30 protein-coding genes and 1 tRNA gene are annotated in these 25,772 nt (G+C 69.1%); 19 read left to right on the top strand and 12 right to left on the bottom strand.

From position 1 onward, the window contains the following. Window positions 1-97: 97 nt before the first annotated feature. From ACIQTU_RS04315 to ACIQTU_RS04350, 8 genes are all read left to right on the top strand, one after another. The gene (locus ACIQTU_RS04315; protein ID WP_400542829.1) at window positions 98-1,324 is read left to right on the top strand and encodes a phage major capsid protein; all 1,227 of its coding nucleotides are present in this window, start codon (window positions 98-100) and stop codon (window positions 1,322-1,324) included. A 59-nt stretch (window positions 1,325-1,383) separates the two neighbouring features. Beyond that, window positions 1,384-1,650: a head-tail connector protein gene (locus ACIQTU_RS04320; RefSeq protein WP_400542832.1), complete on the top strand. Its 267-nt coding sequence runs from the start codon at window positions 1,384-1,386 to the stop codon at window positions 1,648-1,650. 5 nt (window positions 1,651-1,655) lie between these two features. Continuing rightward, window positions 1,656-1,949, top strand: a complete 294-nt coding sequence (locus tag ACIQTU_RS04325) for a head-tail adaptor protein (protein WP_400543763.1) — start codon at window positions 1,656-1,658, stop codon at window positions 1,947-1,949. Further along, window positions 1,946-2,353, top strand: a complete 408-nt coding sequence (locus tag ACIQTU_RS04330; protein ID WP_400542835.1) for a DUF3168 domain-containing protein — start codon at window positions 1,946-1,948, stop codon at window positions 2,351-2,353. Before ACIQTU_RS04325 ends, ACIQTU_RS04330 begins: the two co-directional genes overlap by 4 nt. Before the next feature lies 1 nt (window position 2,354). Continuing rightward, on the top strand, window positions 2,355-2,765 hold the full coding sequence (locus ACIQTU_RS04335) for a phage major tail protein, TP901-1 family (protein ID WP_400542838.1): 411 nt from the start codon (window positions 2,355-2,357) through the stop codon (window positions 2,763-2,765). Between the two features lie 62 nt (window positions 2,766-2,827). Continuing rightward, window positions 2,828-3,118, top strand: a complete 291-nt coding sequence (locus tag ACIQTU_RS04340; protein ID WP_400542841.1) for a GTA-gp10 family protein — start codon at window positions 2,828-2,830, stop codon at window positions 3,116-3,118. Beyond that, window positions 3,115-3,288 (top strand): phage tail assembly chaperone, encoded by a 174-nt coding sequence (locus ACIQTU_RS04345; RefSeq protein WP_400542844.1) that lies wholly within the window; start codon window positions 3,115-3,117, stop codon window positions 3,286-3,288. Before ACIQTU_RS04340 ends, ACIQTU_RS04345 begins: the two co-directional genes overlap by 4 nt. After that, a complete protein-coding gene (locus ACIQTU_RS04350) occupies window positions 3,281-3,811 on the top strand; it encodes a phage tail tape measure protein (protein WP_400542848.1) in 531 nt (176 codons plus the stop codon). The genes ACIQTU_RS04345 and ACIQTU_RS04350 overlap by 8 nt, the downstream gene beginning before the upstream one ends. Window positions 3,812-3,936: 125 nt before the next feature. Here ACIQTU_RS04350 and ACIQTU_RS04355 read toward each other — a convergent pair whose 3' ends face one another. Then, the gene (locus ACIQTU_RS04355; RefSeq protein WP_400542851.1) at window positions 3,937-4,638 is read right to left on the bottom strand and encodes a DUF805 domain-containing protein; all 702 of its coding nucleotides are present in this window, start codon (window positions 4,636-4,638) and stop codon (window positions 3,937-3,939) included. Between the two features lie 162 nt (window positions 4,639-4,800). On the opposite strand from ACIQTU_RS04355, the gene ACIQTU_RS04360 reads away from it, so the two are divergent. The 8 genes from ACIQTU_RS04360 to ACIQTU_RS04395 all read left to right on the top strand — a co-directional run bounded on the left by ACIQTU_RS04360 (window position 4,801) and on the right by ACIQTU_RS04395 (window position 14,644). Next, on the top strand, window positions 4,801-5,412 hold the full coding sequence (locus ACIQTU_RS04360; protein WP_400542854.1) for a TIGR02217 family protein: 612 nt from the start codon (window positions 4,801-4,803) through the stop codon (window positions 5,410-5,412). Window positions 5,413-5,414: 2 nt separating this feature from the next. After that, a complete protein-coding gene (locus ACIQTU_RS04365) occupies window positions 5,415-6,068 on the top strand; it encodes a DUF2163 domain-containing protein (RefSeq protein WP_400542857.1) in 654 nt (217 codons plus the stop codon). Then, window positions 6,065-6,508: an NlpC/P60 family protein gene (locus tag ACIQTU_RS04370; RefSeq protein WP_400542860.1), complete on the top strand. Its 444-nt coding sequence runs from the start codon at window positions 6,065-6,067 to the stop codon at window positions 6,506-6,508. The genes ACIQTU_RS04365 and ACIQTU_RS04370 overlap by 4 nt, the downstream gene beginning before the upstream one ends. Before the next feature lie 3 nt (window positions 6,509-6,511). Beyond that, the gene (locus ACIQTU_RS04375; RefSeq protein ID WP_400542863.1) at window positions 6,512-10,195 is read left to right on the top strand and encodes a glycoside hydrolase/phage tail family protein; all 3,684 of its coding nucleotides are present in this window, start codon (window positions 6,512-6,514) and stop codon (window positions 10,193-10,195) included. Between the two features lie 81 nt (window positions 10,196-10,276). Then, entirely contained in the window at window positions 10,277-11,173 is an 897-nt protein-coding gene (locus ACIQTU_RS04380) for a DnaJ C-terminal domain-containing protein (protein ID WP_400542866.1), read from the top strand. A 42-nt stretch (window positions 11,174-11,215) separates the two neighbouring features. Beyond that, entirely contained in the window at window positions 11,216-12,376 is a 1,161-nt protein-coding gene (locus tag ACIQTU_RS04385; protein WP_400542869.1) for a phosphoserine transaminase, read from the top strand. A gap of 78 nt (window positions 12,377-12,454) precedes the next feature. Further along, complete coding sequence (locus ACIQTU_RS04390) at window positions 12,455-13,750, top strand: adenylosuccinate synthase (protein WP_400542872.1); 1,296 nt, start codon at window positions 12,455-12,457, stop codon at window positions 13,748-13,750. Window positions 13,751-13,837: 87 nt separating this feature from the next. Beyond that, window positions 13,838-14,644: a two-component system response regulator gene (locus ACIQTU_RS04395; RefSeq protein WP_400542875.1), complete on the top strand. Its 807-nt coding sequence runs from the start codon at window positions 13,838-13,840 to the stop codon at window positions 14,642-14,644. A gap of 45 nt (window positions 14,645-14,689) precedes the next feature. On the opposite strand, the gene rpoH is transcribed toward ACIQTU_RS04395, so the two are convergent. After that, on the bottom strand, window positions 14,690-15,574 hold the full coding sequence (rpoH, locus tag ACIQTU_RS04400; protein WP_400542878.1) for an RNA polymerase sigma factor RpoH: 885 nt from the start codon (window positions 15,572-15,574) through the stop codon (window positions 14,690-14,692). 227 nt (window positions 15,575-15,801) lie between these two features. Further along, the gene (locus ACIQTU_RS04405) at window positions 15,802-16,803 is read right to left on the bottom strand and encodes an RluA family pseudouridine synthase (RefSeq protein ID WP_400542881.1); all 1,002 of its coding nucleotides are present in this window, start codon (window positions 16,801-16,803) and stop codon (window positions 15,802-15,804) included. 80 nt (window positions 16,804-16,883) lie between these two features. Here ACIQTU_RS04405 and ACIQTU_RS04410 point away from each other — a divergent pair, with 80 nt between their 5' ends. Continuing rightward, window positions 16,884-17,522, top strand: coding sequence for a DUF2799 domain-containing protein (locus tag ACIQTU_RS04410; RefSeq protein WP_400542884.1), 639 nt, complete (start codon window positions 16,884-16,886; stop codon window positions 17,520-17,522). 66 nt (window positions 17,523-17,588) lie between these two features. Here the strand turns inward: ACIQTU_RS04410 and fba are convergent, their stop codons facing one another. Continuing rightward, window positions 17,589-18,653, bottom strand: a complete 1,065-nt coding sequence (fba, locus tag ACIQTU_RS04415; protein ID WP_400542887.1) for a class II fructose-bisphosphate aldolase — start codon at window positions 18,651-18,653, stop codon at window positions 17,589-17,591. Window positions 18,654-18,777: 124 nt separating this feature from the next. Beyond that, window positions 18,778-18,867, bottom strand: a tRNA-Ser gene (locus ACIQTU_RS04420). Window positions 18,868-19,011: 144 nt separating this feature from the next. On the opposite strand from ACIQTU_RS04420, the gene msrA reads away from it, so the two are divergent. Next, entirely contained in the window at window positions 19,012-19,662 is a 651-nt protein-coding gene (msrA, locus tag ACIQTU_RS04425) for a peptide-methionine (S)-S-oxide reductase MsrA (RefSeq protein ID WP_400542890.1), read from the top strand. A 1-nt stretch (window position 19,663) separates the two neighbouring features. Beyond that, window positions 19,664-20,005, top strand: a complete 342-nt coding sequence (locus tag ACIQTU_RS04430; RefSeq protein ID WP_400542893.1) for an MmcQ/YjbR family DNA-binding protein — start codon at window positions 19,664-19,666, stop codon at window positions 20,003-20,005. On the opposite strand, the gene ACIQTU_RS04435 is transcribed toward ACIQTU_RS04430, so the two are convergent. The 7 genes from ACIQTU_RS04435 to flgG form a co-directional block, all read right to left on the bottom strand. Then, complete coding sequence (locus ACIQTU_RS04435) at window positions 20,006-21,823, bottom strand: DUF885 domain-containing protein (protein WP_400542896.1); 1,818 nt, start codon at window positions 21,821-21,823, stop codon at window positions 20,006-20,008. Window positions 21,824-21,892: 69 nt separating this feature from the next. Further along, window positions 21,893-22,393 (bottom strand): hypothetical protein, encoded by a 501-nt coding sequence (locus ACIQTU_RS04440; protein WP_400542899.1) that lies wholly within the window; start codon window positions 22,391-22,393, stop codon window positions 21,893-21,895. 8 nt (window positions 22,394-22,401) lie between these two features. After that, window positions 22,402-22,836, bottom strand: coding sequence for a hypothetical protein (locus ACIQTU_RS04445; protein WP_400542902.1), 435 nt, complete (start codon window positions 22,834-22,836; stop codon window positions 22,402-22,404). A 37-nt stretch (window positions 22,837-22,873) separates the two neighbouring features. Beyond that, window positions 22,874-23,278 (bottom strand): hypothetical protein, encoded by a 405-nt coding sequence (locus ACIQTU_RS04450; RefSeq protein ID WP_400542905.1) that lies wholly within the window; start codon window positions 23,276-23,278, stop codon window positions 22,874-22,876. Window positions 23,279-23,463: 185 nt separating this feature from the next. Next, on the bottom strand, window positions 23,464-24,186 hold the full coding sequence (gene flgH / locus ACIQTU_RS04455) for a flagellar basal body L-ring protein FlgH (RefSeq protein WP_400542907.1): 723 nt from the start codon (window positions 24,184-24,186) through the stop codon (window positions 23,464-23,466). 11 nt (window positions 24,187-24,197) lie between these two features. Further along, window positions 24,198-24,971, bottom strand: coding sequence for a flagellar basal body P-ring formation chaperone FlgA (gene flgA / locus ACIQTU_RS04460; protein WP_400542910.1), 774 nt, complete (start codon window positions 24,969-24,971; stop codon window positions 24,198-24,200). A gap of 3 nt (window positions 24,972-24,974) precedes the next feature. Further along, complete coding sequence (gene flgG, locus ACIQTU_RS04465) at window positions 24,975-25,763, bottom strand: flagellar basal-body rod protein FlgG (RefSeq protein ID WP_400542913.1); 789 nt, start codon at window positions 25,761-25,763, stop codon at window positions 24,975-24,977. Window positions 25,764-25,772 lie beyond the last annotated feature (9 nt).

Consider the following 25,772-nt stretch of genomic DNA (forward strand, 5'->3'; position numbering starts at 1 on the left):
CACGGTTCGGCCAGGGCCCGGAAGCGGCAAAGAGTTCGGGTCGCGAGGCCTGAAGCGTAGGGCGCGCCAACCGGGCGCGTACATTTTCGGAGAGAGCATGAAAGAGACCAAGACCGCCTCGGCTTCGCCCGAGGCGCGCGCCGCCATGCATGAGATGATGGCGGCGTTCGAGGCGTTCAAAGGGGCCAATGACGCCCGTCTGGACGAGATCGAGAAGAAGGCGTCGGCCGATGCGCTGCTGGAGGAGAAGGTGGCGCGCATCGATCAGGCGGTGGCGGGGGCGCAGGCGCGGCTGGACCGCGCGCTGAGCGAGAGCCGCCGTCCGATTTTGGGCGGTGAGCCGCCGGCGGTCGTGGCGGCGCCGGAGGCCAAGGCGGCGTGGGACGGCTATATGAAGTCGGGCCAGGCTCATGGTCTGGAGCTGAAGGCGGGGCTGTCTTCGGCGTCGAACTCGGCCGGCTATGTCGTGCCGCCGGAGACGGAGCGGGCCATCGAGCGCCGTCTGATGGCGGGGTCTCCGATGCGCGAGATCGCCACGGTGCGCACGGTGGGTTCGGGCGTGTTCCGCAAACCGGTGTCGACGGCGGGGGTGACGGCGGGCTGGGTGGCCGAGACGGCGGCGCGGCCGGAGACGGACCCGGCGACCTTGAGCCTGCTGGAGTTCTCGTCGGCGGATCTCTACGCCTGTCCGGCAGCGACGCAGAGCCTGTTGGACGACGCCCTGATCGATCTGGACGAATGGCTGGCGGCCGAGGTCGAGGACGCCTTCGCGGCGCAGGAGACGGCGGCATTCGTCAGCGGCGACGGGGTCAACAAGCCCAAGGGCTTCCTGGCCTATGCGACGGCGAGCGAGGGGACGCAGACTTGGGGCCAGATCGGCACGGTGGCCTCGGGGGCGGCGGGCGCCTTCGCCAGCAGCAATCCGGCGGACAGGCTGATCGACCTGATCTATGCGCCCAAGGCCCAGTATCGTCCGAACGGGCGCTTCGTGATGAACCGACGCACGGTCTCGGCGGTGCGCAAGTTCAAGGACGCGGACGGCAACTATGTCTGGTCGCCGGCGACGCGACCGGGCGAGACGGCGAGCCTGCTGGGCTATCCGGTCACCGAGATCGAGACCATGCCGGACGTGGCGGCCAACAGTCTGTCGATCGCGTTCGGCGATTTTTCGCGCGGCTATCTGATCGTGGATCGCGCGGGGGTGCGGGTGCTGCGCGATCCCTATTCGGCCAAGCCCTATGTGCTGTTCTACACGACCAAGCGCGTGGGCGGCGGGGTGCAGAACTTTGACGCGATCAAGCTGATGAAGTTCGCGGCGAGCTGACAGGCGCGGAAAGGGGGCGGCCGTCGGCCGTCCCCTGCTTTTTTCAAATGGAGACTGCCATGAGCGCACCCGTGACCCTCACGGAGGCGAAGCTGTTCCTGCGTGTCGAGCATGAGGCGGAGGACGGGCTGGTCCAGACCCTGATTGATGCGGCGAGGGCGCGGGTGGAGGGGGAGGTGGGGCTGACGCTGACCTCGACCTCGGCGGCGCCGCTGCGGCTGGCGGTGATGATGCTGGTGCTGCGCGCCTATGAGCGCGGCGAGAGCGAGATGTCGGCGGCGCCGGTCGAGGGGTGGATCGCGCCCTATCGCGTGGTGCGGCTGTGAAGGTCATGGCGTCGCTGGTGCGGGCGGTGGAGGCGGAGACGCCCTATGGCGGGCGCGTCGTCAGCTATGAGCCGGTCGGGTCGCTGTGGCTAAGCCTCGGCGCACGGCGTCGGCGTGAGCGGACAGAAGGCGGCGTGACGCGCGCCGTGGAGACGCTGAGCGCCACCGTTCGAGCTGATCCGAGGCTGGCCGAGGGGCTGATCGTGCGCTTCGGCGGGGCGGACTGGGGCGTCGCGGGAATCGAGGCCGATGCCAAGGCGGCAGGGCGGGTGCGGCTGAACCTGGAGCGGGCGCGATGAGGGATCATGAGGGGGCGCTGGTGAAGGCGCTGATCGCGCATCTGAAGGGCGACGGGGGTTTGCAGGCGCTGCTGGGCGATCCGGTGAGGGTCTGGGACCAGCCGCCGGAGGAGCCTGAGTTTCCGCATCTGCTGATCGGCAAGGGCGAGAGCCGGGGACTGAACGCGGACGGGGGCGGAGTCGAGCATCGGCTGACCCTGACCTGCGCCAGTCGCTTTGCGGGGATGGAAGAGGCGCGGGCGGTGGCGGCGGCGGTGCGGGCGCGGGTGGCGGATGCGCCGCTGGAGGCGGACGGGGTGAAGGCGGTCAGCCTGGGCGTGACCTTTACCGACGTGTTTCGCAGCGCGGATTTGAAACGGGCCTGGGCGGTGATGCGGCTGCGGGCCGTGACGGAGGAAATCTGAGATGAGCGCGCAACGCGGCAAGGACATCTTGCTGAAGATCGAGGGCGCAGCCGGCGTCTTCACCACGGTGGCGGGGCTGAGGGCGCGGACGATTTCGCTGAACGCCAGGACGGTGGACGCCACCGACGGCGACAGCGCCGGGCGCTGGCGCGAGCTGCTGGCGGGGGCCGGGGTGAAGTCGGCGGCGGTGTCGGGGCAGGGGATTTTCCGCGATGCGGCTTCGGACGCCCTGATCCGCGAGGCCTTTTTTGAACAGGCGGCGAGGACGTGGCGGCTGATCGTGCCGGATTTCGGCGTGCTGGAGGGGGCCTTCCTGGTGGCGGCGCTGGAATACGCCGGCGAGCACGAGGGGGAGGCAAGCTTTGCGCTGAGTTTGGCGAGCGCGGGTGAAGTGACGTTCGCGAGCATTTGAGTGGGCCGCGGTCAGAAGGTTCCGCCTTCTCGACCCGACGCGGCCTGGTGATGGAGACCAAGATGACTAACGGCGTGCGGGGCGAGGCGACGGCGGTGCTGGCGGGGGCGGAGCGGAGGCTGTGTCTGACGCTGGGGGCGCTGGCCGAGATCGAGACGGGGCTGGGCGTGGCCGGGATGGCGGGACTGGCCGAGCGGATGCGGATGTTGTCGGCGCGGGATCTGATGGTGGTCCTGGCGGCCTTGCTGCGCGGCGGGGGCGAGGGGGCGCTGGCAGACGGGCTGGCGGGTGCGGCGGTCGATCCGCGCGAGGCGGCGGAGGCGGTGGCCAGGGCGTTCGCGGCGGCGGCATGACGCCGTGGGGTGAGATGATGCAGGCGGCGGCGCGAATGGGCGTGGGGCCGGAAGGGTTCTGGCGGCTGTCGCTGAAGGAATGGCGGATGCTGACGGCGGGGTCGGTTCAGGCGGCGCCCTTGGGGCGGAGCGAGCTGGATCGGATGAGGGAGATGTGGCCGGATGGCTGAGAGTTTCAGGCCGGACGGGATCGACGCCGTGCCGGTCAAGGCGGCGGAGGCGGCGGCGGCGCTGGAGGCGCTGAAGGAGCCGGCGGAGCGAGCGGCGGCCTCGATCGAGGAGGCGTTCGGACGGGCGGGGGAGAGCCTGACGCGGTCGCTGACGCGGGCGGCGGCGGACGGGGAGGTGACCCTGGCCGAGCTGGCGCGGGCGGTGCTGAACGCGGTCAACGCGGCGGCTGGATCGGGCCGAGGCGGCGGTCTGTCGGACGCGATCGCGGCGGTGATGAGCAGTTTTGGCGGGGCGCGGGCCGAGGGCGGGCCGGTGCTGGGCGGCGGGGCCTATCTGGTCGGCGAGCGTGGGCCGGAGGTGTTTCGACCGGCGGGCGCGGGCAGTATTGAAGCGATTAGCGGCGGGGCCGGGGTGACGGTCAATGTCAGCGTGGACGGCGGGGCGCAGGGCTTGCTGCGGTCCGAAGCGCAGATCGCGCGGATGCTGGCGCGGGCGACAGCCCTGGGCGCCAGAAGGATGTAGAGGGGCTGGCGGCGCGCCGCGTGGTTCGCGATAGCCTCCAATGAGGCTCAAGCAGCGAGCCGCCCTGCGGCGAGCGGTAGCCTCCAAAAGAAAAAGGGCGCTCCGAGGAGCGCCCTTTGGTCGTCTTACTCGCCCTTGGGATTGGGGCCGAACTTGTTGTCGCCGCGCTGGCTGTCGGAGATGCCGATCCACAGCAGGAAGGCGATGTTGACCAGGAACATGATGCTGAGGCCGCCCATCATCGAGCCCAGCATGGACAGGGCGACGGAGGGGTCTTCGCTTTCGAAGGCCTGAGGGTTGGTGAAGATGGCCATGCCGACGGCGCTGATGATCATGAAGAAGCCGACGAGGTTGGCGACCCAGGGGATGACCACGAACCAGCCGGACTTGCCCATGTCGTGCAGGCGCTTCACCACGATGGCGATGTTGGGCCAGATCATCGCCAGCGACAGGATGATGCCCAGGAAGGGAATCCAGCCGAGGACGACGCCGGCGCCGAGCAGGATCAGCCAACTGATCCAGAAGTGCTGGCGGCGCAGACGGCCGTTAAACGAGAACAGGGCGCTGGTGAAGTCATAACCGCCGCCGGTGTCGCGAGCGGTGAAGGCCGAGTTGGCGGCGACGCCGAAGGCGGCGGCGGGATCGCCGGCCAGGACCATGATCTGGGTCGCTTCGAGGCCTTCGGGCACGAAGTCGACGCGGGCGCCGGCGCGGATGGTTCCGCCGGCCTGGATGGCCGAACGGGCGAAGCCGTACCGGATGCTGTCGTCGCCGCTGATCAGGCCGGTGCCCGAGACGTCGTCATAGCTGAGAATTTCACCGCGCACGCGCATGTCTCCTGAGTTCTGAACGGCCCCCGGCCGCTTTGACGCGAGCATGACCGAGCGACGGTTTCCAGACAACCCGAAGCGTGACCGTGGGGCAAGATTTCTGCGAACAAATCGCAGCTTGTCCCGGAATGACGCAGTTCAAGACATGAGCGAGGACCTATGGCCTTTCACGAGGTGCGTCTGCCGGCGCGGCTGGCGTTCGGCTCGACCGGCGGGGTCGAGCGACGGACGGAGATCACGACCCTGGGCTCGGGGTTCGAGCGGCGCTCGACGCCCTGGGCCGAGGGGCGTCGGCGCTATCTGATCGGAGCGGGATTGAGGTCGCTGGACGACATGGCGGCGCTGACGGCGTTTTTCGAGGCGCGGCGCGGGCGGCTGTACGGGTTCCGGTTCCGCGACTTCGCCGACTTCAAGAGCTGTGCGCCGGGCGAGGCGGTCGCGGCGACCGACCAGAGAATCGGAACCGGCAACGGGGCGCGGCGCGTGTTTGGGCTGAGCAAAGCCTACGGCGACCACGAGCGCCGCATCAGGAAGCCGGTCGAGGGCTCGGTGCGCGTGGCGGTGGGGAGCGTGGAGACGACGGAATTCGCGGTCGCTGCGGCGACGGGGGAGGTGACGCTGGCGGCGGCCCCGGACCCTGGCGCGGTGGTGACGGCGGGGTTCGTCTTCGACACGCCGGTGCGGTTCGACGCCGACCGGATCGAGGTGACGCTGGAGAGTTTCGGCGCCGGGCGGATGGTGGCCATGCCGCTGATCGAGGTGCGGGTCTAGCCATGCGCGACATACCGGAGGAACTGGCCGACCGCATCGAGAGCGGGGCGGCGATGCTGTGTCATGCCTGGGTGCTGATACGGGCGGACGGCGCGGTGATGGGGTTCACCGATCACGATCGGGACCTGAGCGTCGAGGGCGTGGTCTGTCGGGCGGGTAGCGGCTGGACGGCGGGGGCGGGCGAGGGTGAGGCCGGGCTGTCGGCGGGCGGGTTGTCGGCGTCGGGCGGACTGGATGACGAGGCGATTACCGAGGCGGATGTGGCGGCGGGCCTCTATGACGGGGCGCGGGTCGAGTTGTGGCGCGTGGACTGGGCGCGGCCGGACCTGGCGGTGCGCCTGTGGGCGGGGACGCTGGCGCGGATCAGGCGCGAGAACGGCGGGTTCGTCGCCGATCTGGACGGGCCGATGGCGGCGCTGGAGCGGGTGGTGGGGCGGACCTATGGCCGGACCTGCGACGCGGTTCTCGGTGACGGGCGCTGCGGCCTGAGCGCGGCGGCGACAGCGGGGCGAGGCTGCGACAAGCGGTGGGCGACCTGTACGGGCGTGTTCGGCAACGGCGTCAACTTCCACGGCTTTCCGGACATTCCGGGCGACGACTTCCTGACGGCGCGACCGGCGGGGAGCGGGCGCAATGACGGCGGGAGCCGGCGATGAGGGGGGAGGTGGTCGCCGCCGCGCGCGGCTGGCTGGGAACGCCCTACCGGCATCAGGCGAGCGTGAAGGGCGAGGGGACGGACTGTCTGGGGCTGGTGCGCGGAGTGTGGCGCGAGGTGTTGGGCGAGGAGCCGGAGGCGCCGCCGGCCTATCGTCCCGACTGGGCCGAGGTCGGGGGCGAGGAGACGTTGTTGCACGCGGCGCGAAGGCGGCTGGTCGAGGTTCCGCTGGCGATGGCGCGGACGGGGGACGTGTTGCTGTTTCGGATGAGTGCGGGGTGTCCAGTCAAGCACTGCGGCATCCTGAGCAACGATGACGGGCCGGAGTGGAGAATGATCCACGCCTATTGGGGGCGGGCGGTGGTCGAGAGCTGGGTGGGGCCGTGGTGGCGGCGAAGACTGGTCGCGGCCTTCCGCTGGCCGGTGAAGACGGGGGAGTGAGATTTGGCGCAGGTCGTACTGAGCAATCTGGGCCAGCAGGTGGGCGGGCCGATCGGGCAGTTCATCGGGTCGACCATCGGCCGGGCTATCGACAATCGGGTGATCGCCAGCCTGTCGCCGGCGCGGCAGAAGGGGCCGAGGCTGGAGGCGCTGAGCCTGCAGTCGTCGGCGGACGGGGCGCCGATGGCCTGCGTGTTCGGGCGTGCGCGGGTGACGGGGCAGGTGATCTGGGCCGCGCGGTTCCTGGAGACCAGGCACAAGCGGTCGGGCGGCAAGGGCGGGCAGAAGACGGTCGAGTACGACTACTCGCTGAGCTTCGCGGTCGGTCTGGGCGAGGGAGTCATCGACGGGGTGGGACGGGTCTGGGCCGACGGCCAGCCGCTGGACCTGACGGGTGTGACGATGCGGGTGCATCGCGGGACGCAGACGCAGACGCCGGATCCACTGATCGAGGCGGTGGAGGGCGGGGCACCGGCGTTCCGGGGCACGGCCTATGTGGTGTTCGAGGACCTGCCGCTGGGGCCGTTCGGCAATCGTCCGCCGCAGCTGGCGTTCGAGGTGTTTCGTCGGCCGGTAGGCGTGGAGCGGCGTCTGGAGGATCAGCTGGAGGGGGTGTGCCTGATCCCCGGTGCGGGGGAGTTCTGTCTGGCGACCGAGGCGGTGATGCGGCGCGAGGGGCTGACGCGCAGCAGGGTCGAGAACGTCAACAACGCCGAGGGGCGGGCGGACATCGAGGTGTCGCTGGATCAGTTGACGGCCCAGGCGCCGAAGCTGAAGCGGGTCAGCCTGATCATCGGCTGGTTCGGCGACGACCTGAGGGCCGGGCATTGCCGCATCCGACCCGGCGTGGATCGGCGCGACAAGATGACGAAGCCGATGCGCTGGAGCGTGGCGGGGCTGGAGCGGCATGAGGCGCATCTGGTGTCGCAGGTCGATGGCGGGCCGGCCTATGGCGGGACGCCGTCGGATGAGAGCGTGCGCCAGGCGATCCGCAGCCTGAAGGCGCGGGGGCTGGAGGCGACGCTGTATCCCTTCGTCTTCATGGACTGCCCTGGCTATCCGTGGCGCGGGCGTGTGGCGGGGACGGACGGCGCAGGGGCGGCGGCTGAGGTCGCGGCCATGTTCGGGACGGCGAGCGGCTGGGGGCTGAGGCGGCTGGCGCTGCACTATGCGCGGATAGCGGCGGAGGAGGGCGCGGACGGCTTGCTGATCGGTTCGGAGATGCGGGGGCTGACGGGGACGCGCGACGCGGGCGGCGGCTTCCCGGCCGTGGCGCAATTCAGGGCTCTGGCGGCGGAGTGCCGGGCCATTGTCGGGGCGGGGGTGAAGCTGTCCTACGCCGCTGACTGGTCGGAGTATTTCGGCTGGCACAAGGGCGACGAGGTCCGGTTTCATCTGGACCCGCTGTGGGCTGATCCGAACATCGATTACGTCGGGATCGACTGGTATCCGCCGCTGGGCGACTGGCGTGCGGGCGAGGGCGGGCTGGATGCGGAAGCGTTCGAGGGGCCGGCGGACCCGGCCTATCTGGCCATGCAGGTGGCGGGCGGCGAGAACCATGACTGGTTCTATGCGAGCGCTGAGGATCGGGCGGGGCAGGCGAGGACGCCGATCGTGGATGGGGCGCACGGCGAGGACTGGCTGTATCGGGCCAAGGACCTGAAGGGCTGGTGGTCGAACCCGCACCATGAGCGGGCGGCAGGGGGGCGGTCGGCGACGCCGACGGCCTGGGTTCCGGCGATGAAGCCGATCCGGCTGACAGAGTTCGGGTGCGCGGCAGTGGACCGGGGCGGCAATGCGCCCAACCTGTTTCAGGACCCCAAGAGTTCGGAGAACGCCCTGCCGCCGTATTCGACGGGGGCGCGTGACGACCGGATGCAGCGGCGGGCGCTGGAGGCGGTGCTGACGCACTTCGAGGATGGGCAGAACAATCCGGTGTCGGCGTTCTATGGCGGGCGGATGGTCGAGGGGGCCGACGCCTGGTGCTGGGACGCGAGGCCGTTTCCGGCCTTTCCGGCACGGGGCGAGATCTGGGCCGATGCGGGAGCGTGGCGGGCCGGGCACTGGCTGAATGGGCGCATGGGCGGCGAGGCGGCGGATCTGGTCGCGGCGGTGCTGAAGCGCGGCGGGCTGGAAGAAGACGCGTTCGAGATCGGAGCGCTGGACGGCGAGATCGCCGGCTATGTGATCGATCGGCCGATGCGGACGCGGGATGCACTGGAGCCGCTGCTGGAAGCCCTGGGGGCGACGGCGGCGGAGCGGGGCGGGCGGATCGCGGTGCTGGGCGAGACGGCGGTGGGGCTGACCCTGACGGCGGAGGCTTTGGCCCTGCCGGACGAGGGCGCGAGCGTCACAGCGGATCGATCGCTGGAGCCGAGGCCGGGCGCGGCGCGAGTGCGGTTTATCGATGAGGCGGCGGACTATCAGACCGGGTCGGTGGTGGTGCGCGGCGCGGGCGACGGCGGCGGGGTGGACCTGGAGCTGCCGGCGGTGTGCGGGGCGGGGGTGGCCGGGGCGCTGGCGCGGCGGACTCTGGCGACGACCGGGGGCGAGACGGATCGGTTGACGGTCAAGCTGGGGCCGCTGGAGGCGCTGCGACTGGAACCGGGCGAGGTGGTCAAGATCGAGGGGCGGGCGGGCGACTGGCGCGTGACGCGGCTGGACGTGGACGAGCAGCCGTCGGCGGTGCTGGAGCCGGTGGTGATCGTGCGAGCCGACGAGGCGCCGACGGACTGGCGGCCCGGCGATGGGCCGGCGATGGTCGGGGCGCCCTTCCTGCGGTTGCTGGATCTGCCGCCTCTGCCGGGAAGCGAGGATGATGGTCGGCCAGTCGTGGCGGCAGCCGCCAATCCCTGGACGCCGATGGCGGTGCATGGGGGCGCGAGCATCGACGCCCTGACGCCGCGCGCGACGGTGGATCGACCGGCGACAGTCGGGGTGCTGGTCGAGGCGGTCGGGCGCGGCGTGGTCGGGCGCTGGGACGAGGTCAATGCGATCAAGGTGCGCGTCGAGGGGCGGGCGCCGGAGAGCCTGACGGCGGGTGGGGTGTTGAGCGGCGGCAATGCATTGGCGCTGGAGACGGCGGCGGGCTGGGAGGTGGTGCAGTACCGGCGCGCGGAACTGGTCGGGGGCGAGGTGTGGCGGCTGAGCGGTCTGCTGCGCGGGCAGCAGGGGAGCGAGGAGGCGACGGCGGCGGGGGCCTTGGTCGGGGCGGTCGTGGTGTTTCTGGAACGCGACATGGCGCGGGCAGAGGTGGCGGCGGGCGAGCGGGGCTTGCCGAGGGTCTGGCGGGCGGGGCCGGTCGGCGCGCCGCCGGGCGGGGCTGGTTTCAGCGAGGTCGATTTTGTCTGGAGCGGGCGGGCGGGGCGGCCCTGGCGGCCGGCGCATCTGCGCGTGGAGATCGAGGGCGGCGGGCGGCGGCTGTCGTGGACGCCGCGCGTGCGGGTCAATGGCGAGGGCTGGGAGGCCGAGGCGGTCGAGGTCGATCCGCGTCGGTTCAGGGTGCGGGTGCTGGACGTCGACGTCGAGAAGCGCGTCTGGGAGGTCGAGGGGCTGGAGACGGTCTACGCCGCCGAGCCGATGGCGGCGGACTGGCCCGGCGGGGTCGGTGAAGGCGCGCGGGTCGCGGTGGCGCAGTGGGGCGAGGGCTATGGCTGGGGAGCGGAGACGGTCGCGCCTTTGCTCTAAACCACGTCTGCCCCTTCCAGCGGGGGGGCGCATGGCTTAACTGACGCTCTGGTCCTTTACTGATCTTGGAGCGAACTCGACGTGGCTGGCGATCCCTATAAGGAACTGGGCGTTGCCAGAGGCGCGAGCGCGGACGAGATCAAGAAGGCGTTCCGCAAACTGGCCAAGGAACTGCACCCGGACAAGAACCCGGGCGACAAGGCCGCCGAGGAGCGGTTCAAGCGTATCACCGCCGCCTTCGACCTGCTGGGCGACGCCGAAAAGCGCGCCAAGTATGATCGCGGCGAGATCGACGCCGACGGGCGCGAGCAGTTCCGCGCGCCGCCAGGCGGTGGTCGCTCGGGCGGTTTTGGCGGCTTTGGTGGGTCGGGCGGACGCGGCGGGTTCGAGGACATCGACCTGGAGGAGCTGTTCGGCGCATTCGGCGGCGGCGGGCGTACGGCGGGGCGCGGTTTTGGCGGCAAGGGTCAGGACGTGCGAGCCACGCTGGACGTCAGCCTGGAAGACGCCATCGCCGGGACGACGCGTCGCATCCAGTTCTCGGACGGACGGATGCTGGACGTGGTCATCCCCAAGGGGGCGTCCGATGGTCAGGTGATCCGGCTGAAGGGGCAGGGCGCGCCGGGACGCGGCGGTCAGGCGGGCGACGCCCTGATCGAGCTGAAGATCGCGCCGCACCCGGTGTTCAAGCGCGACGGGGCGGACCTGACCATGGACCTGGCCGTGTCGGTGCCCGACGCGGTGCTGGGCGGCAAGATCCAGGTGCCGACGCCCGAGGGCGCGGTGATGATGACCATTCCCAAGGGCTCGAACAGCGGCAAGATCCTGCGGCTCAAGGGACGCGGCGCCTATGCCGGGGGCAAGCGCGGCGACCTGCTGGCCAAGCTGGCGGTGACCCTGCCGGAAACGCCCGACGACGAGCTTATCCGGTTCGCGACCGAGTGGCGCGACAAGCGCCCCTACAAGCCCGGACGCTGAGCAGACTTCATACCTCCTCCCCCCAAGCTGGATACGACGACGATGATCGCCAAGCCTGACGCCAAGCCTGCTCGCCCGTGGTTCTCCGCCGGTCCGACGGCCAAGCGTCCGGGGTGGTCGCTGGGGGCGCTGCCGACCAATCTGCTGGGGCGCGGCATCCGCGCGCCGGAGGTGGTGGAGCGGTTTGCCTATGGCCTGAGGCTGACGCGGGAGGTGTTGGCGCCGCCCGAGGACTATGTGCTGCTCTATACGCCGGGGTCGGACACGGGCGCGGTCGAGGCGGCGCTTTGGGGGATGCTGGGCGAGCGGCCGGTGCAGGTCGTGGCCTATGAGAACTTCGGTCAGGTCTGGGCGACGGACGTGCGCGACCACCTGAAGCTGGAGCCCGAGGTGCTTACGGCGCCCTGGGGCGAGCTGCCGGACATGACCCAGGTCGATCCGAAGAAGGACGTGGTCTTCCCGTGGAACGGCACGACCTCGGGCGTGCGGGTCGACAACGTCGACTGGATTTCCGACGACCGCGAGGGGCTGACCATCTGTGACGCCACCTCGGCCGCCTTTGCCATGGACCTGCCGTGGGACAAGCTGGATGTGACCACCTTCAGCTTCCAGAAGGCGCTGGGCGGCGAGGCGGGCATCGGCGTCATGGTGTTGTCGCCGCGGGCCGTGGCGCGGCTGGATACCTATCGTCCCGAACGGTCGATCCCCAAGGTGCTGCGCCTGACCGACAAGAAGGGCTTTGACCGGACGCTGGCCGACGGGGTGGTGATCAACACCTACTCCATCCTGACCATCGAGGACTGGATCGACGCCTTGGAGTGGGCCAAGGGGGCGGGCGGCCTGCCGGAACTGATCCGGCGCACGGACCGGAACTATGCCGCGCTGGCGGAATGGGTGGAGCGGACCGACTGGGTCGCCTTCCTGCCCGACCGGTCTGAAGTCCGCTCGACAACCTCGGTCTGCCTGAAGTTCGTCGATCCGCGCATCGCGGCGATGGATGAGGCGGGGCAGAAAGCCTTTGTGAAGCGGTTCAAGGCCCTGCTGGAAGACGAGGGGGCGGTGTTCGACATGGAGCCGCACCGTTACGCCCCGCCGGGCCTGCGTCTGTGGTGCGGCTGCACGGTCGAGACGGCGGACGTGGTCGATGCAACGCCGTGGCTTGAATGGGCGTTCCAGACGGCGGTCAGTGAACTGGGCGCATAATTCTGAGCTGTCGGGGCGACTCCGGACGATTCAGGAGTTATAGGCTCCCACCGCATTCTGGATTGCGGAGAAACGGTCTTGGCTAACGTCGCAGTGGTCGGCGCCCAATGGGGCGACGAGGGCAAGGGCAAGATTGTGGACTGGCTGTCCAATCGCGCCGACATGGTCGTCCGCTTCCAGGGCGGGCACAACGCGGGCCATACCCTGGTCGTCGACGGCAAGGTCTACAAGCTGGCGCTGCTGCCTTCGGGCGTGGTGCAGGGCAAGCCCTCGATCATCGGCAACGGCGTGGTCGTGGACCCCTGGCACCTGGTCGGCGAGATCGAAAAAATCCAGGCCCAGGGCGTGGCCATCACCCCCGACATCCTGACTATCGCCGACAACGCCTGCCTGATCCTGCCGATCCATCCGGCCCTGGACGTGGCGCGCGAGGCCGCCGCCAGCGCGCCGGGCGCCAAGATCGGCACGACCGGTCGCGGCATCGGCCCGGCCTATGAGGACAAGGTCGGCCGTCGCGCCATCCGCGTCTGCGATCTGGCCAACGAGGAAGACCTGAAGGTCAAGATCGACCGTCTGCGCTCGCACCACGATCCCTTACGCGCCGGTCTGGGACTGGAGCCGATCGATCCTGAGGCCCTGCTGGCGCAACTGCTGGAGATCGCGCCGAAGATCCTGCCCTACGTCAAGCCCGCCTGGCGCGTGCTGGATCAGGCTCAGAAGGACGGCAAGCGCGTGCTGTTCGAAGGGGCGCAGGGCGCCTTCCTGGACGTGGATCATGGCACCTATCCCTATGTCACCAGTTCCAACACCGTGGCCGGTCAGGCGGCGGCGGGCTCGGGCATCGGGCCGCGCGGCGTCGGCTATGTGCTGGGCATCGTCAAGGCCTATACGACCCGCGTCGGCGAAGGCCCGTTCGCTTGTGAACTGAACGACGAGGTCGGCGAGCATCTGGCGGTCGTGGGCCGCGAGGTCGGCGTCAACACGGGGCGGGCGCGGCGTTGCGGCTGGTTCGACGCGGTGCTGGTGCGCCAGTCGGTGGCGATCAACGGCATCGACGGCATCGCCCTGACCAAGCTGGACGTGCTGGACGGGCTGAAGACGCTGAAGATCTGCGTCGGCTATCGCATCAACGGCGAGGTGCTGGACTACCTGCCGTCGAGCCTGAAGGATCAGGCCTCGGCCGAGCCGGTGTTCGAGGAGCTGGAAGGCTGGAGCGAGAGCACGGGCGGGGTGCGGACCTTCAAGGATCTGAACGCCCATGCGCTGAAATACGTGCGCCGGATCGAGGAACTGATCGGCGCGCCGGTGGCCCTGCTGTCGACCAGCCCCGAGCGGGACGACACCATTCTGATGCGCGACCCCTTCCAGGGATAAGACCTCGGTCAGGGGCTGCGTCCCGTTTAGGGAAACGGCCCCTTAACCCCCTGAGTTTACCTTCTTGGCTCCAGATGGAGCCGTGCCGTGTTCGCTTTAGACACCAAGACGATGCAGCGGATCGCCCCGGTCGTGCGCCGGGTGCTCATCGTCGATCCCAATCCCGCCGCCGCGCGGCTGTTGTCCGACCTGCTGAAGGGCTTTGGCTCGCGCGATGTCGCGGTCGAGAGCGACGAGGCGCGGGTGATTGATCTGGCGCGTGAGATGGAGCCGGGCCTGATCCTGACGGAGCGGACGGGCCCGCGCCTGGACGGGGAGGCTCTGGCGCGACGAATTCGCAGGTCCAGCCTGTCGTGCCGCCGCGTGCCGATCATCATGGTCACCGCCGAGGCCACCGCCAGCACCATCAAGGGCGCGCGCGACGCCGGGGTGCACGAGTTTCTGAGGAAGCCCTTCACCAGCGGCGACCTGTTCCGTCGGGTCGAGAACCTGGCCACCAAGCCGCGCGACTGGGTCGAGGCGGTGGGCTACATCGGGCCGGACCGTCGCCGCTTCAACTCCGACGACTATGCCGGGCCGGGCAAGCGCAAGGCGGACAAGCCGGCCTCGGCGGCGGAGGCAGTGGTGGCGGTCAAGGATCAGGCGATGAGGATTCTGGCCTCGGCGCACACCCAGTTCGATACCGATCCCATGCAGGCGATCCGCGCCATCAAGCAGCAGGCGGAGACGCTCAAGGCTCTGGCCATCAAGACCGGCGACGCCTCGCTGGCGATTGCAGCGGCGGGACTGGAGACGAATCTGGCGGCGGGTGCGCCGACCAAGGCGACGCTGGCCGGACCGATCGGCGCCGTTCTGGCCCTGGCCTCGCCCGAGAGCCTGTCTCGGGCGGGCTGAGGCTCATCCGTCTGTTTGCGCTACCGCCGTCGGCTGCTTGAGCGTTCAGGCGTCGACCAGATTCCGCTCTTCAGCGGCGGCGCGCATGGCTTTTTGCAGCTTCTCGAAGGCGCGGACCTCGATTTGACGGACGCGTTCTCGCGACACGCCGTACTGGCCGGCGAGTTCTTCCAGCGTGACCGGATCGTCCTTGAGGCGGCGTTCCGTGAGGATGTGCTTCTCGCGGTCGGTCAGTTCCTGCATCGCTTCCTCGAGCAGGCTCATGCGGATGGACTTTTCCTCAGAGTCGGCCAGGGCCGTTTCCTGAGACACCGCATTGTCGTCGGCCAGCCAATCCTGCCACTCGCTTTCACCGTCGGCGCGCAGGGGCGCGTTCAGCGAGGCGTCGCCGCCGAGGCGACGGTTCATGTCGGTCACTTCCTGCTCCGACACGCCCAGCTTGGTGGCGATGGCTGACAGGTGCTCGGGATGCAGGTCGCCTTCCTCGAAGGCCGAGATCTGGCTCTTGGCCTTGCGCAGGTTGAAGAAGAGCTTCTTCTGCGCGGCGGTGGTGCCCATCTTCACGAGCGACCAGCTGCGCAGGATGTATTCCTGGATCGAGGCGCGGATCCACCACATGGCGTAGGTGGCCAGGCGGAAGCCCTTGTCGGGATCGAATTTCTTCACGGCCTGCATCAGGCCGACGTTGCCCTCTGAGATCACTTCGCCGATCGGCAGGCCGTAGCCGCGATACCCCATGGCGATCTTGGCCACGAGACGAAGGTGAGAGGTGACGAGGCGGTGGGCCGCTTCGGGGTCCTGGTGCTCGCTCCAACGCTTGGCGAGCATGAATTCCTCGTCCTTGGTGAGCATCGGAAACTTACGGATTTCCGTGAGATAGCGCGACAGTCCCTGTTCAGGCGACATCACCGCGAGTGTCGAGTTAGCCATTAGACGTGGTCCCTCCGACCGAAAGCAAAGAGCAGGCGCCGCGGCCATGACCACATGCGTGCGCCATCGCCTCACCCCTCAACCGATCCAGATGGGTATGGGTTTCCGCCTTGTGTAGGGGCGGATCGTCACACGAAGGCGTGACTGTGGCTCCCAAGCCACCCGTTCCGAGTGAAGGCTTAATAGCACAGTGTGTGTTGCCAATCAAATCGGTGGCAGCGAAGGTATCAAAGCTCGGCGAGAAGCTCTTCGAGCCGCCGCATATCATCGGGCGGCGCGGTCTCGAAGCGCAGGGCCTGGCCGGTCACCGGGTGGACGAAGCCGAGGATGGCGGCGTGCAGGGCCTGGCGGGTCAGGCCGACCTCGGCGACGGCGGCGCGGACGGGGGCGGCGGGGCTGCCCGAGCCATAGACGGGGTCGCCGAGCAGGGGCGAACCCTTTGACGCCATGTGGACGCGGATCTGGTGAGTGCGGCCGGTGTGCAGGGTGCAGGCGACACGGGCGGCCATGGGGGCGCCGGTGGCCTTGGCGGGCTGGCCGAAGGTGCGCTGGACCACATAATCGGTGATGGCCTCGCGTCCGCCGCCCTTGAGCACGGCCATCTTCTTGCGGTCGTGGGGCGAGCGGCCGATCAGGGTCTGGATGCGGCCCTTCTCGGGCGTGGGGGCGCCGCGCGTCAGGGCGATATAGGTGCGCTCGATGTCGTGGGTCGCGAACAGGGCGGAGAGGCCCGCGTGGGCGCGGTCGGACTTGGCGGCGACCATGACGCCCGAGGTGTCCTTGTCGAGACGGTGGACGATGCCGGGGCGGGCCACGCCGCCGATGCCCGACAGGCTGTCGCCGCAGTGGGCCAGCAGGGCGTTGACCAGGGTGCCGGTCTCGCAGCCGGGCGCCGGGTGGGCGGCCATGCCGGGCGCCTTGTCGATGACGATCAGGTCGGCGTCCTCGAACAGGACGGTCAGGGGAATGGCCTCGGGCAGGGGCGTGGCCGGGGCGACGGGGGGCAGGGTGACGGCGTAGAGACCGGCTTGCGCCTTGGCCGAGCCGCTGGTGATCGGCTGGCCGTCGCGGGTGACGGCGCCCTCGGCCAGCAGGGCCTGCAGCCGGGCGCGCGACAGGGCAGGGAAGGCCGCGGCCAGCGCCTTGTCGAGGCGGACGCCGGGCGCGTCGATGCGCGCCTCGAGAATTTCCGTGTCGTCGTCTTCCGTCAGCAAAGGTTCATCGGCCATAGGGCGAGATAGCATGGCTTGCGGGGCGAGGCTTCATCGCTCCTTGCCCGCCGCATGAAACGCCTTGGGAGAGGCTGAAGATGAAGGTTCTGATCGCCGTCGCTGTCGCCGCAACGGGCGTGGTCCTGCTGTCCGGTTGCGCCACCATGAGCGAGGACCAGTGCCTGGTCGGCGACTGGGGCGGGCAGGGCTGGCGTGACGGGGCCGCCGGACATCTGGTCAGCCGTCTGGACGACCACGCCAAGGCCTGCGCCAAATATGGCGTGGCGCCGAATATGAGCGCCTATCTGGCGTCGCGCGAGGACGGTCTGAGGGCCTATTGCACCTGGGAGAACGGCTTCCGACAGGGGCGTCAGGGGAGCAGCTACGGCGGGGTGTGCGCCCCGGCGGAGGAGCGCGATTTCGTGCCGGCCTATGAGGACGGGCGGCGGATCTATGTCGTCGAGCAGGCGGTGTCCTCGGCGGAAAGCGCGTTGAACTCGGCCATCAGCCGCATCGACGACCGCGAGGACAAGCTGGAGGCCAAGGAGCGGGAACTGCGCCAGGAAGGCCTGACCGACGAGCAGCGCCAACGCATTCGCGAGCGCATCCGCGAAGTGCGCGGAGAGATCCGCGATGCGCGCCGAGATGCAAGGCAGGCCGAAGAAGCGCTGCACTATGCCGAGATCGAGGCGCGCGCGGTGATCGGCGCCATCGGCGGGCGATACGGCGTGTGGTGAAAACGAAAGCGCCCGCCTTCGGCGAGAAGGCGGGCGTTTCAGTCAGCCTGGCGCTGGCAGAGCGGATCAGCCGATGCGCGGGTCCAGTTCGCCGGCGGCGTAGCGCTTGGCCATCTGGGCGGTCGACAGGGGCTTGATCTTGGAGGCTTGGCCCTCGCAGCCGAACTGCTGGTAGCGCTCGATGCACAGCTTGCGCATGGCTTCCTTGGCGGGCTTCAGATAGGCGCGGGGATCGAACTCGCCGGGCTTCTCGGCCAGAACCTTGCGGATGGCGCCGGTGATGGCCATGCGGTTGTCGGTGTCGATGTTGATCTTGCGAACGCCGTGCTTGATGCCACGCTGGATCTCTTCGACCGGTACGCCCCAGGTCTGGGGCATCTGGCCGCCGTAGGCGTTGATGATGTCCTGCAGGTCCTGCGGCACCGACGACGAGCCGTGCATCACCAGGTGGGTGTTGGGCAGGCGGCGGTGGATTTCCTCGATCACGTTCATGGCCAGGACGTCGCCGTCCGGCTGGCGCGTGAACTTGTAGGCGCCGTGCGAGGTGCCCATGGCGATCGCCAGGGCGTCGACCTTGGTGGCCTTGACGAAGTCGACGGCCTGATCCGGGTCAGTCAGCAGTTGCGAGTGGTCCAGCTTGCCCTCGAAGCCGTGGCCGTCTTCGGCCTCGCCCATGCCCGTCTCCAGCGAACCCAGTACGCCCAGTTCGCCCTCGACCGAGACGCCGCACGAGTGGGCCATCTCGGTGACGCGACGGGTGACGTCGACGTTGTATTCGTAGGAGGCGGGGGTCTTTGCGTCTTCTTCGAGCGAGCCGTCCATCATCACCGAGGTGAAGCCGTACTGGATGGCGGTGGCGCAGGTGGCCGGGCCGTTGCCGTGGTCCTGGTGCATGCAGACCGGGATGTGCGGATAGAGCTCGGCCAGGCCGTCGATCAGCTTGGCCAGGATGATGTCGTTGGCGTAGTTGCGGGCGCCGCGCGAGGCCTGGATGATGACCGGGGCGTTGACCTCATGGGCCGCCTCCATGATCGCCAGACCCTGCTCCATGTTGTTGATGTTGTAGGCGGGCAGGCCGTAGTCGTGCTCCGCCGCGTGGTCGAGCAGTTGTCGCAGCGTGATGCGCGCCATGGGTAGTCTCCTGAGCCGGTATTGTTTTGCGGAGGCTTTAGCCCGGAGCCGTACGGAAGTCACGCCGTCGAAACCGTGTGAAAGTTTGGCCCGCGTGTATGTGTTTTTGTCGATGCAATGGTGGTGGCGGACAGAGAGGGATTCGAACCCTCGGTAGGCTTTCACCTACACACGCTTTCCAAGCGTGCGCGATCGACCACTCCGCCACCTGTCCGTTTCCACGACGTCGCCGTGTAGCCGCTGGACGGTCGATCCAGCGGAGCGAGGCTGATAGAACAGCCTGACCCCCTCGGCAAGCGCTGTCTGAGGCCCCATATGGGGAGAAGTGGATTTTGCCCCCGATTCAGCGAGAATTCTGATGTTGCTCCAGAAAGCGTCCGAACTGCCGACCCTTGAGACGGCTCTGCCGGGGCGCGAGACGCCGCTGGCGACCGACGAGAATCATTTCGTTCTGGGTCATGCCCTGAAGGGGTCGCATCCCGACGGGTTCGAGACGGCGGTGTTCGGCATGGGCTGTTTCTGGGGCGTGGAGCGGGTGTTCTGGCAACTGCCGGGCGTCTGGGTGACCTCGGCGGGCTACGCCGGCGGGATCACGCCCAACCCGACCTATGAGGAGGTATGCTCGGGTCGGACCGGTCACACCGAGGTGGTGCAGGTGGTGTTCGATCCCAGGGTGATTTCCTACGGCGATCTGCTGAAGGCCTTCTGGGAGAACCATGACCCGACACAGGGCATGCGTCAGGGCAACGATCAGGGCACGCAGTACCGCTCAGCCATTTACACGTTGAACGAGGCGCAGCAGGCGGAGGCGGAAGCCTCGCGCGACGCCTATCAGGCGGCGCTGAGCGTGGCGGGGCGGGGGGCGATCACGACCGAGATCGAACCGGCTGGGCCCTATTACTTCGCCGAAGACTATCACCAGGGCTATCTGGCCAAGAACCCGGCCGGATACTGCGGCATCGGCGGGACCGGCGTGGTCTGCCCGATCGGCGTGGGCGTGGAAGCCTAGGATGGATCGGGAGGGGGTAGGCAAGGTTTGTCTGGCGCTGCCGGGGGCGACGCTGGACCATCCGTTCGGAGACGATCACGACGCCTACAAGGTCGGCGGCAAGATGTTCGTCATGGTGGGGGCAACCGGCGGCGTGTCGTTCAAGGTCTCGGACATCGCCTATGAGGTGTTGACCGAGAGCGGCCATGCGCGGCCGGCGCCCTATATGGCGCGGGCCAAGTGGGTGAACCTGCCGCAGATCGACGACTGGGCGGACGAGGAGCTGGCGGACCACATCAAGTCCGCCCACGCCATCATCGCCGGCAAGCTGACGAAGAAGGCGCGGGCGGAACTAGGGCTTTAGTTACGTCGCGGGCTTGGCCTTCTGCTCGGCGATCCAGCGGTCCATGCGGGCGTCGAGCAGGTCCAGCGGCAGGGGGCCGTCGACCAGCAGGGCGTCGTGGAAGGTGCGCACGTTGAAGCGGTCGCCCAGTTCGCGTTCGGCCTTCTGACGGATCTGGCGCAGACGGATTTCGCCGATCTTGTAGGCCGTGGCCTGACCAGGCCAGCCGATGTAGCGCTGCAGCTCGGTCTCGATGTTGTGCGGGGCCAGGGCCGAGTTGTCACGGAAGCAGGCGCGGGCCTGTTCCGTAGTCCAGCCCAGCCAATGCAGGCCAGTGTCGGCCACCAAACGGCAGGCGCGCCACATCTCGTAGCTGAGGCGGCCGAAGCGTTCGTAGGGGGTGCGATAGATGCCCATCTCCTCGCCCAGGAACTCTGAATAGAGGCCCCAGCCCTCGATGAAGGCGGTCACGTCGGCGCCGCGACGGTAGTAGGGTTGATCCGCCGCCTCCTGCTGCAGGGCGATCTGCAGGTGGTGACCGGGGACGGCTTCGTGGACCGTCAGGGCTGGCAGTTCATAGAGCGGGCGCTGGTCCAGCTTCGACGTGTTGACGATATAGCCGCCCGCCACGCCGTTCTGCATCGAGCCGGGATTGTAGCGGCCGGTGGTGTAGGTCTCCTCGATCTCGCGCGGGACGGGGCGCACGCCGTAGGGGAGGCGGGGCAGGGTGCCGAACAGGGCGGGCAGGCCGTCGTCGGCGCGCTTGGCGATCTCGGAGGCCTTTTCCATCAGTTGTTCGCGGCTGGTCGCGTAGAATTGCGGATCGGTGCGCAGGAAGTGGAGGAAGCCGGCGAAGTCGCCGGTCCAGCCGGCCGCGCGCATTTCATCCTGCATTCGGGCGCGGATGCGGGCGACCTCTTCCTGACCGATCTGATGCACCTGATCCGGGGTCAGGTCGGTGGTCGTGTCGCTGCGCACCAGGAAGGCGTAGAGGTCCTTGCCGCCGAGGCGGTGGACCATGCCGGGCTCGGTCGGCGCCTTGGGCAAATAGTCGTCGCGCAGCATGGCCAGCCAGGCCTGACGACGGGCGGTGATGGGGCCTTCGACCAGGGCGCGGGCGCGCTGCCGCAGGGTCTCCTGGTCAGCCGGTGGGATGTTGGTGGGCAAGGCGGCGAAGGGCTTCATCAGCACATCGCCATCGGGACCGGGCGTCACGTCGCGTTGGGCCTGGCCCAGGGCGCTTTCGACCACGGAACGGGCCTGGACCAAGCCGGTCGAGAGGCCGCGCCGGGCGTTGGCGATGCCGGCGTCGTAATAGGCGGGGGCCGCTTCCAGCCGGGCCAGCCAGGCGTCGGCGTCGGCGCGGCTGGCGATGCGCGTGGAGGCGGCGAGATAGGACAGGGTCTGGCCGGGGCCGCCTTCAGAATCAAAGGCCAGACGCGACGGGTCCAGGGCGATCCGCTCCAGCTCGCGATTGATCAAATAGCGGCTGAAGGCATGGTTCAGGCGCCCGTCGGCGTCGAGCGCGGCGGCGTCGATGGCGTCCAGCCGATCCCTGAGGTCCTTGAGCGGGGCCTGACGCGCCAGATCGCCGGCGCGGCTGGGATCGGGCAGGCGCGACAGGGCGTCGCGGTCGCCGTCCATGCCCGAACTGATCGGATCGACGCGGCGCAGATAGGCTTCATAGTCGGCCAGGACGCCGGCCAGAGCGGCGGCGGCGGGCGTGGTCACGGCGGCGGGACGCGTCTGGGCGTTCTCGGCCAGTGCGGGCGTCGCAGTCATGAAGGCCGCCAGAGCCGCCCCGATCAGAAGCCGGCCCGTCAGAAATTGCTTGTCCATACTGTCCTCCCTCAAGCGGGAGGGAGGAGACAGGCGCGCGCGCTGACGGTCAAGCTATGTCGGCGCGTCTCAGCCGCAGAGGGTGAAGAAGCGGTCGATCTGCGGAGCCGAGCCGTGCTGCGCCGCCAGCGGGGTGCGGTAGTCGGGACCATAGGTGGCTAGCCAGCCCAGCTTGCGGAAGCGCAGGAAGACCGGGTCGGTGGTGCGGGCGACGGCGGTCAGATCGAGGCCGTCATGCATGGCCGAGGGCTCGGCCTGGGCGGGATAGGTCTCGGTGTCGCCGCCGGATTCCAGCGCGATGACCTTGGGGTGCCCCTCGGCGACGGTCTGCAGGATTTGCAGGGCGCCCGTGCCGGGGCGGCACGACAGATCCAGAGGCACGTCGTCGGTCTCGGCCATGCCGTAGGACAGGCTGGCCTCTTCGGCGTCTTCATTCAGGTGCCAGTCGTAGCCCGCGACGGGGACGGGGGCGCCGCTTGAGGCGCCGGCGAACTCGGATTTCAGCGTGGGGGCGCAACCCGCGAGAGCGAGCGCCGCGAGGGCGGGAGCTGTCCAGACGATCAGGCGCATGGTGGTCCTCAGCCGGTGCAGAGTTCGGCGAACCGGCGCAGCTTGGACAGATTCGCCCGGTCGATCTCTACCGGCGACGTCTGTTCGCCGACCGCGACCTGCAGCTTCCCGCTGGCCAGGAAGGCGGCGAAGACCGGGTGGTCGGCGCGCAGCATGGTCTGCAACTGGCCGCGCCGGGGGCGGGCCTCGGCGTTGGCGGAGGCGGCACCCGAGGTGATGACGGCGATGCCCTCGGCCGGCGCAGCATCATAGAGGGTCAGCCGCACGATGCTGGAACCGGGCGCGCATTCCAGCGTGGTGCGCAGGCGCGGGGTGTCAGGAATCTCGTTGGCCAGCACCAGCGGCCCGTTGTCGGCATAGAGGGTCCAGGTCCAGGCCTCGGTGGCCGGCGTCGGTGTGGTCTGAAGCGTCAGGGCGAGCGCAAGCCCGAGCAAGGTGGTCATGGTTCAGCCCCCGCTGATGGGTTCGCGGGGACTTTGATCAGGCGTGGCTGGAAGCGCAATAGCTGAGGAAGCCTTGAACCATGCGGCGTTCGGCGCGGCTGGCGCGCAACTGCTTCTCGCCCGCCTCGCTCTGCACCGCCATGCGGCCTCCGCGCGCCAGGCCGGTCAGGGCGGCGTCGCTCAGGGGAAGGCGGGTCTCGAAGGCTTCGCCGTCCGAGAGGGGATCGATCAACTGCGGGCCGGTGGCGGCGGGGATCAGGGCCGGGCTTCGCGGTTGGGTGTCGCCATAGACGACGGCGGTCCGGTCGCCGGGCGAGCAGGTCAGCATCAGGGCCACCTGATCGGAATCCGGCAGGCCGTAGGCCAGCTTGGCCATCGAGCCTTCATGCAGCAGATGCCAGCCTGCCGCGCCCTGTCCGGGCAGGGCGGGAGCTGTGGTCATGGCCTGTCCCGCAAGGGCGGCAAGACTGAGAGCGGCGGCGGCGGGAAGCAGGGACTTCAACATTACAAATCACTCGCGTTCGACAGAGCAAACGCGGGTCGCTTGTTAAGAGTTCACCGCTCCGCTTGAGCGAGCGCGATTCCGTGGTGACGAGTCACCGCAAAAACACGCTCGCCGAACGGCGATCAGAACGGGCTGAAGCGCTCCACCAGGGACTGGGCCGCCGGGGTGGACTGCATCCGGCTGATGTCGCCGCGACCGCCGTAGCTGATGCGCGCCTCGGCGATCTGGGTGTGGGCGATGGTGTTGGCGGAGGAGATGTCCTCGGGTCGCACGATGCCGGCGACGGTCAGTTCGCGGACCTCGCGGTTGGTGCGCACTTCTTGCCGACCCTGGATGACCATGTTGCCATTGGGCATGACGGCGGTGACCACGGCGGCCACGGTCAGGTTGACGCGTTCCGAACGGTTGACGCTGCCCGATCCGGCCGAGTTGGCCTCGCCTTCGGTGCCGACCATCTTGGCCGGGTCGAAGCCGCCGGGGAAGGCGCGGCCCAGGCTGTTCTCCAGGCCGAAGAAGTTGGTGACCCCGCCGGAAATGCTGTTGTTGCGGGCGCGCTGGGTCGAGTTCTGGGTCTGGGCGCGGTCGTTGATGTCGATGTTGACCGTCAGGATGTCGCCGACGCGACGGGCGCGCTGATCGCCGAAGAAGCTGCGCGCCCCCGTGCGCCACAGGCTGTTGGCCGATGCGGGTGTCGGCGTCGGCAGATAGGCCTGTTCGACCGGGACCAGGGCGGCGGGATAGCCGATCGGGGCCAGTTCGGGGCCCTTCACCGTCTCCGTGATGGTGGAGCAGGCACCGAGCGAGAGGGCGGAAGCGGCGGCGGCGAGGATCAGGACTTTACGCATGACGGGATCTCTCAGCGAGCGGCGAACTGTTGGGGATTGGCGCGGGTCATCTGGGCGGCGGGCCCGGCGACGGCGCGGCCGGGGGCGATGGCCACCGCGTCGATGGTGCGGCCCGACTGGACGTTGAGCACGGGCAGGGGCTCGCCCGCCGAGGCGTTGCGGGTGGCCTTGCCGGTGACGGTCAGCTCGACGCCGCCGACGCTGTAGGCCACCTCGACCATGTCGTTGCGGGCGATGACCTGGGGCGAGGCCAGGTCTCGGCTGGTCACGACGGCGCCGGCGCGCAGCGCGCGCTTGGCCGACAGACCGACGACCTGATCGGCGTCCTGGGGACCGCCGGCCGGGGCCTGATGGGCCTGAACCGTGGACCAGACCACGTCGGACGGCTGGACGATCTCGCCGGCGGCCAGGCTGCGGGCGTAGGTCAGGACCTCGACCGTGGCGCCGGGGCGCGAGGCCACGGTGGCGACGGCGGGACGGGCGGCGGCTTCAGCGGGCGCGGCGCCGCCTTCGCGCACGACGATGCGACGCAGGCCCTGGGGGTTGGCCCAGTCCAGACCGGCGCGGCGGGCGGCGGCCTGGATCTGACTGGCCTCGAAGACGGCGGTGGCCCCGAGGCGCTGGCCGACCACGATGCTGGCGGCGGCGCCCGCGTCGTCGAACAGCTCACCCAGGGTGACGCGGCCGTCGTCGTCGACGGGGTCGGGCAGCAGGCTGACCGGGCCGGCCAGAACGGGACCGGCGAAGGCGGCGAGGGCTACGGCGAGGATCAGGGCGCGCTTCATGATTTAGCTCTTCACCTGGGCCGAGACGGACAGCATCTCGTCGGCGGTGGTGATGACCTTGGAGTTCATCTCATAGGCGCGCTGGGCCACGATCAGGGCGGTGATTTCGCTGACCGCGTCGACGTTCGAGGCTTCGGTGTAGCCCTGGATCAGGTGGCCGTAGCCGACCTCGTTCGGGGCGCCGATGGTGGCCGCGCCCGAGGCGGCGGTTTCCAGCAGCAGGTTGTCGCCGATGGCTTCCAGACCCGCCTCGTTGAAGAAGGTCGCCAGTTCCAGCTGACCCACCACCTGGGGCGCGGTCTGGCCCTGGGTCGTGACCTGGACCTGACCCGACTTGGAGATGGAGACGTCGATGGCGTCCTGGGGGATGGTGATGGCCGGCTCGACCGCATAGCCGTCTTCGGTGACCAGCTGACCCTCGCCGTTGACGGCGAAGTTGCCAGCGCGGGTGTAGGCGATCTCGCCCGAGGGCATGGTGATCTGGAAGTAGCCCTTGCCGTCGATGGCGATGTCGTAGGGGTTGCCGGTGCGGGTCGGGCTGCCCTGTTCGGTGATGCGGTAGACGCTGCCGGCCTTCACACCGGCGCCGATCTGGATGCCGGTGGGGACGACGGTGCCTTGCGACGAGGACTGCGCGCCCATGCGTTCGACGTTCTGGTACAGCAGGTCCTGGAACTCGGCCCGCTGACGCTTGAAGCCGACCGTGTTCATGTTGGCGATGTTGTTGGAGATGACCTCGACGTTCAGCTGTTGGGCCAGCATGCCGGAGGTGGCGGTTCTGAGAGCGCGCATCGTTCGGGC

It is taken from the genome of Brevundimonas sp. NPDC090276 (assembly GCF_044772165.1).
Lineage (GTDB): Bacteria > Pseudomonadota > Alphaproteobacteria > Caulobacterales > Caulobacteraceae > Brevundimonas.

Coding starts and splice junctions, on each gene's coding strand:
- ACIQTU_RS04325 (WP_400543763.1), top strand. CDS start 1,656: ATGGCGTCGCTGGTGCGGGCGGTGGAGGCGGAGACGCCCTATGGCGGG.
- ACIQTU_RS04365 (WP_400542857.1), top strand. CDS start 5,415: ATGCGCGACATACCGGAGGAACTGGCCGACCGCATCGAGAGCGGGGCG.
- ACIQTU_RS04350 (WP_400542848.1), top strand. CDS start 3,281: ATGGCTGAGAGTTTCAGGCCGGACGGGATCGACGCCGTGCCGGTCAAG.
- ACIQTU_RS04430 (WP_400542893.1), top strand. CDS start 19,664: ATGGATCGGGAGGGGGTAGGCAAGGTTTGTCTGGCGCTGCCGGGGGCG.
- ACIQTU_RS04405 (WP_400542881.1), bottom strand. CDS start 16,803: ATGGCCGATGAACCTTTGCTGACGGAAGACGACGACACGGAAATTCTC.
- ACIQTU_RS04445 (WP_400542902.1), bottom strand. CDS start 22,836: ATGACCACCTTGCTCGGGCTTGCGCTCGCCCTGACGCTTCAGACCACA.
- ACIQTU_RS04360 (WP_400542854.1), top strand. CDS start 4,801: ATGGCCTTTCACGAGGTGCGTCTGCCGGCGCGGCTGGCGTTCGGCTCG.
- ACIQTU_RS04385 (WP_400542869.1), top strand. CDS start 11,216: ATGATCGCCAAGCCTGACGCCAAGCCTGCTCGCCCGTGGTTCTCCGCC.
- flgH (WP_400542907.1), bottom strand. CDS start 24,186: ATGCGTAAAGTCCTGATCCTCGCCGCCGCCGCTTCCGCCCTCTCGCTC.
- msrA (WP_400542890.1), top strand. CDS start 19,012: ATGTTGCTCCAGAAAGCGTCCGAACTGCCGACCCTTGAGACGGCTCTG.
- ACIQTU_RS04370 (WP_400542860.1), top strand. CDS start 6,065: ATGAGGGGGGAGGTGGTCGCCGCCGCGCGCGGCTGGCTGGGAACGCCC.
- fba (WP_400542887.1), bottom strand. CDS start 18,653: ATGGCGCGCATCACGCTGCGACAACTGCTCGACCACGCGGCGGAGCAC.
- ACIQTU_RS04435 (WP_400542896.1), bottom strand. CDS start 21,823: ATGGACAAGCAATTTCTGACGGGCCGGCTTCTGATCGGGGCGGCTCTG.
- ACIQTU_RS04345 (WP_400542844.1), top strand. CDS start 3,115: ATGACGCCGTGGGGTGAGATGATGCAGGCGGCGGCGCGAATGGGCGTG.
- ACIQTU_RS04440 (WP_400542899.1), bottom strand. CDS start 22,393: ATGCGCCTGATCGTCTGGACAGCTCCCGCCCTCGCGGCGCTCGCTCTC.
- flgG (WP_400542913.1), bottom strand. CDS start 25,763: ATGCGCGCTCTCAGAACCGCCACCTCCGGCATGCTGGCCCAACAGCTG.
- flgA (WP_400542910.1), bottom strand. CDS start 24,971: ATGAAGCGCGCCCTGATCCTCGCCGTAGCCCTCGCCGCCTTCGCCGGT.
- ACIQTU_RS04335 (WP_400542838.1), top strand. CDS start 2,355: ATGAGCGCGCAACGCGGCAAGGACATCTTGCTGAAGATCGAGGGCGCA.
- ACIQTU_RS04315 (WP_400542829.1), top strand. CDS start 98: ATGAAAGAGACCAAGACCGCCTCGGCTTCGCCCGAGGCGCGCGCCGCC.
- ACIQTU_RS04450 (WP_400542905.1), bottom strand. CDS start 23,278: ATGACCACAGCTCCCGCCCTGCCCGGACAGGGCGCGGCAGGCTGGCAT.
- ACIQTU_RS04340 (WP_400542841.1), top strand. CDS start 2,828: ATGACTAACGGCGTGCGGGGCGAGGCGACGGCGGTGCTGGCGGGGGCG.
- ACIQTU_RS04330 (WP_400542835.1), top strand. CDS start 1,946: ATGAGGGATCATGAGGGGGCGCTGGTGAAGGCGCTGATCGCGCATCTG.
- ACIQTU_RS04320 (WP_400542832.1), top strand. CDS start 1,384: ATGAGCGCACCCGTGACCCTCACGGAGGCGAAGCTGTTCCTGCGTGTC.
- ACIQTU_RS04410 (WP_400542884.1), top strand. CDS start 16,884: ATGAAGGTTCTGATCGCCGTCGCTGTCGCCGCAACGGGCGTGGTCCTG.
- rpoH (WP_400542878.1), bottom strand. CDS start 15,574: ATGGCTAACTCGACACTCGCGGTGATGTCGCCTGAACAGGGACTGTCG.